Here is a 7438-nt window from a genome sequence, read left to right as displayed (position 1 = left end):
GCATCCTCGTCGCGTTCGTGGCGATCGTGATCCTGTCCCCGGCCGCGCTGCCCTGGTACTACTCGTGGCCGCTGGCGCTGGCCGCCGGATTCGCGCTGCCCACCCGGACCCTGCAGATCCTGGTCGGGCTGTGCACCTGGCTGATGCTGGTCTTCCAGCCGGACGGGTCGATCGGGCTCTACAACTGGGTGCACGTCGCGCTGGCCACCTTCGCGGCGGTCGTCGCCGCGGTGTCGCTGTGCACCGTGGATCCGCTGAAACTGCGTGCGGCACACCCGCATACCGATCAGCACACACCCGCGACCCCGCTCGGCGGCGCGGCCGCGCCCGGCGCGGCGTGACCGAGCCCGCCGTGCCGCTCGACCGCGCCTACCGGGACTGCCGGCGCATCGCCGCCGCCCACGGGCGCACCTATTTCCTGGCCACCCGGCTGCTGGAACCGGAACGAAGACCGGCCGTGCACGCGCTGTACGCGTTCGCGCGGCTGGTCGACGACATCGTGGACGCCGCCGACGCGCCCGGGCGGGCGGAAGAGTCCGCGGCCCGGCTGGATTCGATCGAGCACGAACTGCGGGCGCGGCTGGTCGACGCGCCTCTCGCGGAATCCGACGGGCCCGAGGACCGCGTCCTGCTGGCGGTGTCGGACACCATCCGGCGGTATTCGATTGCCGCCGAACACTTCTGGGTGTTCCTCGACTCCATGCGCATGGATATCCCAGGCGGGCCGCAGTACCGCGACCGCTACCCGAGCATGGCGAGCCTGCGCGAGTACATGCGCGGCTCGGCGGCCGCCATCGGATTGCAGCTGCTGCCCGTGCTCGGGACCGTGGGAACGGTCGCCGAGGCCGAACCGGCCGCCGCAGCACTGGGAGAAGCGTTCCAGCTCACCAATTTCCTGCGTGATGTCCGTGAGGATCTCGACCGTGGGCGGGTGTATCTGCCCGCTGACGAATTGGCCGCCTTCGGCGTGGATGCCGAGCTGCTGTTCGAATGCCGGGACTCGGGCCGTACGGATCCGCGAGTGCGGCGCGCGCTCGCGCATTTGATCGCGATCAATCGCGGTATTTATCGCCGGGCGGTTCCGGGTATCGATCTGCTCACACCCCGGGTGCGTCCGGCCATTCGCACGGCCGCCACGCTGTACAGCGGAATTCTCGATGAGATCGAACGCGCGGATTACGCGGTCTTCAGCCGCCGCGCGGTGGTGCCGCAGCATCGTCGTTTAACGGTCGCGGCACGGGAATTCGTCGCGGCCGGTCCCCTTCGGAACTGACCGCGACGACCTTCGCGCTATCGAGGTATCAGAACGGGTCGGCCGCGGCTCGGCGGATCACCTCACGGGCCAGCGGTCCGTGGAGGGCGTCGATGGGGCGGCCGGGCAGGGAGTCGTCCTCGGTGTAGATCCACTCGAGGATTTCCTCATCGGTGTATTTGCCGTCACGCATGACCGTGATCAGACCGGTCACGTGTTTGGCGACGGCACCGTCGGAGTCGAAGAACTCCTTGGGGATTCCGGCAACGCCGTCGCGGCGGACGGCGATTATCTGATGGTCGCGCAGCATCTGATGCACTCGCGTGACCACCATGCCCAACTGCTCGGCCACGTCGGGCAGCGGGATCAGGGTCACCGAATCCGGCAGGACGTCTTCGCTGCAAGGAAGGGCACTCACGCGGACCACGGTAGTCTGTCGCGTCGCCACCGTCGCATCACACCCCGGCGCGACTACCATCGGGTGAGCCGCGCGGGGCGGCATTCGGAAAATCGGAAGGGTTGCAGTTGATCGGCCAGATGCTGGAAGGGCGCTACCGCATCGACGCGCCGATCGCGCGTGGCGGTATGTCGATGGTGTTCCGGGGGGTGGACACCAGATTGGACCGACCGGTTGCCATCAAAGTGATGGATCCGAAGTTCGCGTCCGACCCGCAATTCCTCACCCGCTTCGAACTCGAGGCGCGGGCGGTGGCCAAGCTCAAGCATCCGTCGCTGGTCGCGGTGTACGACCAGGGCGTCGACGGCGACCACCCGTTCCTGATCATGGAACTCGTCGAGGGCGGCACCCTGCGCGAGTTGCTGCGCGAACGCGGACCCATGCCGCCGCACGCGGTGCGCGCCGTCGCCGAGCCCGTGCTGGCCGCCATCGGCGTGGCGCACGCGGCCGGGCTGGTGCACCGCGACATCAAACCCGAGAACGTGCTCATCTCCGACACCGGCGACGTGAAGATCGCCGACTTCGGACTGGTGCGCGCCGTCGCCGAGGCCAAGATCACCTCCGACAGCGTGATCCTCGGCACCGCCGCCTACCTGTCCCCCGAACAGGTCACCAGCGGCACCGCCGACGCCCGCAGCGACGTGTACTCCGCGGGTGTGCTCATCTTCGAAATGCTCACCGGCCGAACCCCGTTCACCGGCGACAACTCGCTGTCGATCGCCTTGCAGCGGGTCGAGAAGGATGTGCCGAGCCCTAGCCGGTTCATCACCGGCATCCCGCCGGAGATCGACGAACTCGTCGCGCACGCCACCGCCCGCGAACCCATGCACCGCTACGCCAACGCCACCGAGATGGCGGCCGATCTGCGGCGCATCGCGCGCGAACTCCAGCTACCCGAGTACCGGGTGCCCGCGCCCACCGAATCGGCCGAGCATCTCAGCGCCAAGTACCGGGTCGCGCAGGCGCCCGCGCCGCAGCCCGCAGCACGCCCCATTCCGGGCGCGGCGGACCCGACCACGCGCATGGCCGTGGACCCGCCGACCGAGTACGTACAGCCGCAGGCCCAGCACACCAGAGTCATGACGGCCGCGCGCGAGATGCCGCCGGAGTATCCGACCGAATACGCGCCGCCGTCGCCCAGACCGCCCAACCATCAGGGCTATCCGCCGGATCTCATCGAGGATCGCGGCAAGTCGCGCCGCAAGGTCATCATCTGGCTGGGCGTGGTGGTCGCGCTGGCGCTGCTGCTGGGCATCGGCGGCTGGTGGCTGGGGGTCGGGAGATATTCGGCGGTGCCGTCCATCGCGGGCATGAACACCGACAAGGCGATCGCCACCCTGCAGTCGGCGGGCTTCAAGACCGACACCCGCAACAAGGCCTCCGATACCGTCCCGGTCGGCAATGTGGTCGGCACCGATCCGGCGGCGGGAACCCGGATCACCAAGGGTTCCACGGTCGCGATCCTGGTCTCAAGTGGCAAGCCCAAGGTGCCGGATGTGCAAGCGGGACAAGACGTCGCGTCGGTGAACAAGGCCATCAGAGACGCCGGGCTGACTCCCGTGGACGGCGGTGAGATCGGCAGCACGGCCGCGAAAGGCACCGTCGCCAAGGTGGATCCGGGCCCCGGCACCGTTCTCCCCGCCAACGCGCAGGTGAAGGTCTACCGCAGCAAGGGATCCCAGCCGGTCAAAGTGCCCGACGTCCGCGGCAAGACCGAGGACGAGGCCAGAACGGCCTTGCAGAAGGCCGGGCTGACAGTCAGCTCCACCCGGGAACAGTTCGACGCCAAGATCAAGGCCGGTTCGGTGATCGCGACCGATCCCGCCACCGGCAGCACCGCCGAATCCGGCAGCGGCGTGGTCCTGGTCATCAACAACGCGGTCGAGATGCCGAACGTGCTGGGCGCCAACGTCTCCACCGCCCGCACCAAACTCCAGGCCCTCGGACTGTCCATCACCGTCCGCCAGCTGGCCGGCAACGACAGCTCGATCATCGTCTCGCAGAGCACCGCACCCGGCGACGTCGTCGAACCCGGCTCCACCATTACCCTCGTAGCACTGCCGTAGCGCCGATACTCGGAAACGCAAGAGCCCGGACCGCTTTCGCGATCCGGGCTCTTGGCGTCTCTCGGATTCCTAGCGCAGCATCTCCGCGACCAGGAACGCCAGTTCGAGGGACTGCTGCGTGTTCAGGCGCGGGTCGCAGGCCGTCTCGTAGCGCTCCTCGAGATTGAGGTCCGAGATGTCCTGCGCGCCACCGAGGCACTCGGTGACGTTCTCACCGGTGAGCTCGATGTGCAGGCCGCCCGGGTGGGTGCCCAGCGCGTGGTGCACCTCGAAGAAGCCCTGCACCTCGTCGACGATGCGGTCGAAGTGGCGGGTCTTGTAGCCGGTGGTGGCCTCGTGGGTGTTGCCGTGCATGGGGTCGCACTGCCAGATCACCTGGTGGCCGGTGGCCTGCACCTTCTCGATGATGGGGGGCAGCACGTCGCGGACCTTGCCGTTGCCCATGCGCGCGACCAGGGTCAGGCGGCCGGGCTCGTTGTTGGGATCCAGGCGCTCGACGTACTCCACGGCCTGCTCGGGCGTGGTGGTCGGGCCGATCTTGAGGCCGATCGGGTTGGCGATCAGCTCGGCCAGCGCGACGTGCGCGCCATCGAGCTGACGGGTGCGCTCGCCGATCCACAGGAAGTGCGCCGAGAGGTCGTAGAGGACCGGCTCACCGGTGACCGGGTGCTCGCTCAGGCGCAGCATGGCCCGCTCGTAGTCCAGCACCAGCGCCTCGTGGCTGGCGTAGAGGCGGGCCGTCGACAGGTTCGGATCGTTGACGCGGCAGGCCTTCATGAACGCCAGCGCGCGATCGATCTCGGTCGCCATTTGCTCGTAGCGGGCACCGGCCGGGGACTGCGCCACGAACTCGCGGTTCCAGTCGTGCACCTTGTGCAGATCGGCCATACCGGCCGAGGTGAGCGCCCGCACCAGGTTCATGGCCGCCGACGCGTTCGCGTAGGCGCGCACCAGCCGCGACGGATCGTGCTCGCGCAGACCGGCTTCGGCGACCAGCGAGTTCACCATGTCACCGCGGTAGGACTTGAGGCCCAGCGAATCGGTGTCGGCGGAACGGGGTTTGGCGTACTGGCCCGCGATCCGGGCCACCTTCACCACCGGCAGGCTCGCGCCATAGGTCAGCACGACGGCCATCTGCAGCAGCGTGCGGATATTGCCGCGAATATGCGGCTCGGTGTTGTCGGCGAAGGTCTCCGCGCAGTCGCCCCCCTGCATCAGGAAGGCTTCCCCACGGGCCACCTCGGCCAGGCGTAGCCGCAGCTCCTCGACCTCGGCGGGCACGCAGATGGGCGGCACGCTCTCGAGCACGGTACGCATCTTGGCGGCCTGCTCGGGATCCCAGGACGGCTGCTGCAGGGCCGGACGGGCCAGCGCGTCGTCGAGACGCCGACGGAGCTCGGCGGGCAGCGGAGGAAGTTCCGGCAAGCGATCGATCGGTACGTCGACGGTCCAGTTCACGAGTTCAGAATACGGATCGGTCTTGGACCGGCGTAGCGCACCCAGGGCTGGGTTCCTCTCACCCCACACTTGACCCGTACTGTTCGATGCGTACAGACGGAGACGAGGTGGTCATTGAAACGCGTCGACGCGCGGGAGCGGTTCCGGCGCTTGCCGCCGGAACCGACGCAGGCGCACCACTCGTCAACACACGCTGTCCGGGTCGTATCGGGCAATAATTTCGCGGGCCCAATCGAGCATGTCCGCAACTCGTTGTCCGTGCGGCTGACGGGTGATCCACAATTCCAGGTTCTCAGGACGATTATCAAGCTTGTCACCATTGATGTGGTGCACATTCTCGCCCGGATAGAGTTTTCGCCCGAGCATCTTCTCCATGATCAAGCGATGTTCCAGTTTCCAACCGCCCTCCGGAAGTCGCAACAGCCGATAACCGAACGAAGTAATACGACTCCGACCGTCATGTGTACTTTTGCGGCGTCGACCCGGCGCACCTCGCCCCGGCGCGGCCTCGACCGAACCCCACCGGCGAATCTGTGTCTGATGTGGACGACACACACCACGCCTGAGGATGGCCGGCGCTCACACCCGGGAACCGAGCATCGCGGGTACGCCTCCTGGAGATCCTTGAGATAATGCCAACCACACATCCCACGCGTGTAGCGCTCACTCACCGGTCGAGAGCAATCGGAAACAACACAAAGAGATTTCATCTACACACCCCAACGATCAATTAATTCACACCGATCTCCAGATTACATGAAAGGACTGCCGCTTGAGATATTTTTACGATTCCGAATTCATTGAGGATGGGGTCGTAATAGACCTGGTGTCCATTGCGGTGGTCTGCGAGGATGGTCGCGAATTCTATGCGATCTCGAACGAATTCAACGCCGAAAAAGCGGGTCCTTTCGTACGACGGAATGTGCTGCCCAAACTCCCGCCCACGACTTCGCCGCTGTGGCGGTCGCGCGAACGCATTCGGGAGGACCTCTACAAGTTCCTCGTGCCGCGGCCCGGGGTCGAGCCTGAGCTGTGGGCGTGGGTCGGCGCGTACGATCATGTGGCGCTGTGCCAGCTGTGGGGTTCCATGGTCGATCTGCCCAACGCGCTGCCGCGCTATACCAATGAGCTGCGCCAGCATTGGGATCAGCACGGTCGGCCGCCGTTGCCGCCGGTGCCGAAGGACGCGCACGACGCGCTTGCCGACGCTCGGCACAACCTGGCCAAGTTCGAGGCCATCGAAGCGCACCGCCGGATCCGGGCGATCTAGCGCGAACCTGCGGCGCACGGCCCGACCGGAGCCGACTGCCCTCATACGGAAGGCCCCGGGAGACTTGGTCTCCCGGGGCCTTCCGGTGTGGTGCGAGGTCGGGCTCAGCCCGCCATCGTCTGGGGGACGCGGTCCGCGTCGGGGCGGCTGCCGGAGGGGACGCCCTTCTTGAGGGAGGCGGCGTAGACGTCGACGTATTCCTGGTCGCCCATCCGCATGAGCTCGTACATGATCTCGTCGGTGACGGCGCGTTCGACGAAGCGGTTGCCGCCCATGCCCTCGTAGCGCGAGAAGTCGATGGGCGCACCGAATTTCACGGTGACCTTGCGGGGGCGCCAGCGGAACGGTCCGGGCGGGCACACCTCGTCGGTGCCGATCAGGGCGACCGGGATCACCGGCACACCGGTCTCCAGGGCGAGGCGTGCCACACCGGTCTTGCCCTTGTAGAGGCGGCCGTCCGGGGAGCGGGTGCCTTCCGGGTAGAGCCCGACCAGGCGGCCCTCACCGAGCAGCTTGCGCGCGGTGTTGAGAGCGGATTCGGCCGCGTCCGCACCGGAGCGGTCGATCGGGTACTGGCCGGTGCCGGAGAAGAAGAACTTCTGCAGGCGGCCCTTGAGACCCGGGGTGGTGAAGTACTCGGCCTTGGCCAGATAGGTGATCCGGCGGGGGCTCATCAGCGGGGTGAACAGCCAGTCGGTGAACGACAGATGGTTGCCGGCCAGGATGGCCGCACCCGTCGGGGGAATGTTCTCGACGCCCTCGACCTTGGGTCGGTTGATGAGGTGCATCAGCGGCCCCACCAAGACGAACTTCAGCAGCCAGTAGAACATTGCGTCCTTTCCCCTGTTTTCGATACCCGGGACCGGCCTCATTGCGGGCACCACCACTGCTTGCCTACCCTACCGCCGAGTCCATACGGTAACCAACCGGTGGTG

The 7438-nt window shown here is 67.0% G+C and carries 7 protein-coding genes and 1 pseudogene; 4 read left to right on the top strand and 4 right to left on the bottom strand.

Features of this window, described 5'->3' with window-relative positions; all coding sequences use genetic code 11:
* Both ACWELQ_RS31935 and ACWELQ_RS31930 read left to right on the top strand, forming a co-directional pair.
* Positions 1–341, top strand: a pseudogene (locus ACWELQ_RS31935) (alpha-(1->6)-mannopyranosyltransferase A); the annotation flags it as partial.
* A complete protein-coding gene (locus tag ACWELQ_RS31930) occupies positions 338–1273 on the top strand; it encodes a phytoene/squalene synthase family protein (protein WP_452400748.1) in 936 nt (311 codons plus the stop codon). The pseudogene ACWELQ_RS31935 and the gene ACWELQ_RS31930, both read left to right, overlap by 4 nt.
* Before the next feature lie 28 nt (positions 1274–1301).
* Here ACWELQ_RS31930 and ACWELQ_RS31925 read toward each other — a convergent pair whose 3' ends face one another.
* The gene (locus ACWELQ_RS31925; protein ID WP_452400747.1) at positions 1302–1670 is read right to left on the bottom strand and encodes an Rv2175c family DNA-binding protein; all 369 of its coding nucleotides are present in this window, start codon (positions 1668–1670) and stop codon (positions 1302–1304) included.
* Positions 1671–1777: 107 nt separating this feature from the next.
* On the opposite strand from ACWELQ_RS31925, the gene pknB reads away from it, so the two are divergent.
* Positions 1778–3775, top strand: coding sequence for a Stk1 family PASTA domain-containing Ser/Thr kinase (gene pknB / locus ACWELQ_RS31920; RefSeq protein WP_452400749.1), 1998 nt, complete (start codon positions 1778–1780; stop codon positions 3773–3775).
* 69 nt (positions 3776–3844) lie between these two features.
* Here the strand turns inward: pknB and ACWELQ_RS31915 are convergent, their stop codons facing one another.
* Entirely contained in the window at positions 3845–5233 is a 1389-nt protein-coding gene (locus ACWELQ_RS31915) for a class II 3-deoxy-7-phosphoheptulonate synthase (RefSeq protein ID WP_452400746.1), read from the bottom strand.
* Between the two features lie 183 nt (positions 5234–5416).
* Positions 5417–5608 (bottom strand): HNH endonuclease, encoded by a 192-nt coding sequence (locus tag ACWELQ_RS31910; RefSeq protein ID WP_452400745.1) that lies wholly within the window; start codon positions 5606–5608, stop codon positions 5417–5419.
* 397 nt (positions 5609–6005) lie between these two features.
* Here ACWELQ_RS31910 and ACWELQ_RS31905 point away from each other — a divergent pair, with 397 nt between their 5' ends.
* A complete protein-coding gene (locus ACWELQ_RS31905) occupies positions 6006–6503 on the top strand; it encodes a polyadenylate-specific 3'-exoribonuclease AS (RefSeq protein WP_452400744.1) in 498 nt (165 codons plus the stop codon).
* Positions 6504–6607: 104 nt separating this feature from the next.
* Here ACWELQ_RS31905 and ACWELQ_RS31900 read toward each other — a convergent pair whose 3' ends face one another.
* Positions 6608–7333, bottom strand: a complete 726-nt coding sequence (locus ACWELQ_RS31900) for a lysophospholipid acyltransferase family protein (RefSeq protein WP_452400743.1) — start codon at positions 7331–7333, stop codon at positions 6608–6610.
* Positions 7334–7438 lie beyond the last annotated feature (105 nt).

It is taken from the genome of Nocardia sp. NPDC004722 (genome assembly GCF_053601505.1).
Note: the sequence above shows the minus strand (reverse complement) of the source record. Positions and strands in the feature narration are given on the sequence as shown.

What these genes read in the sequence shown, in the direction of transcription:
- ACWELQ_RS31900 (WP_452400743.1), bottom strand. Translation starts at nt 7,333, where the DNA reads ATGTTCTACTGGCTGCTGAAGTTCGTCTTGGTGGGGCCGCTGATGCAC.
- ACWELQ_RS31910 (WP_452400745.1), bottom strand. Translation starts at nt 5,608, where the DNA reads ATGGAGAAGATGCTCGGGCGAAAACTCTATCCGGGCGAGAATGTGCAC.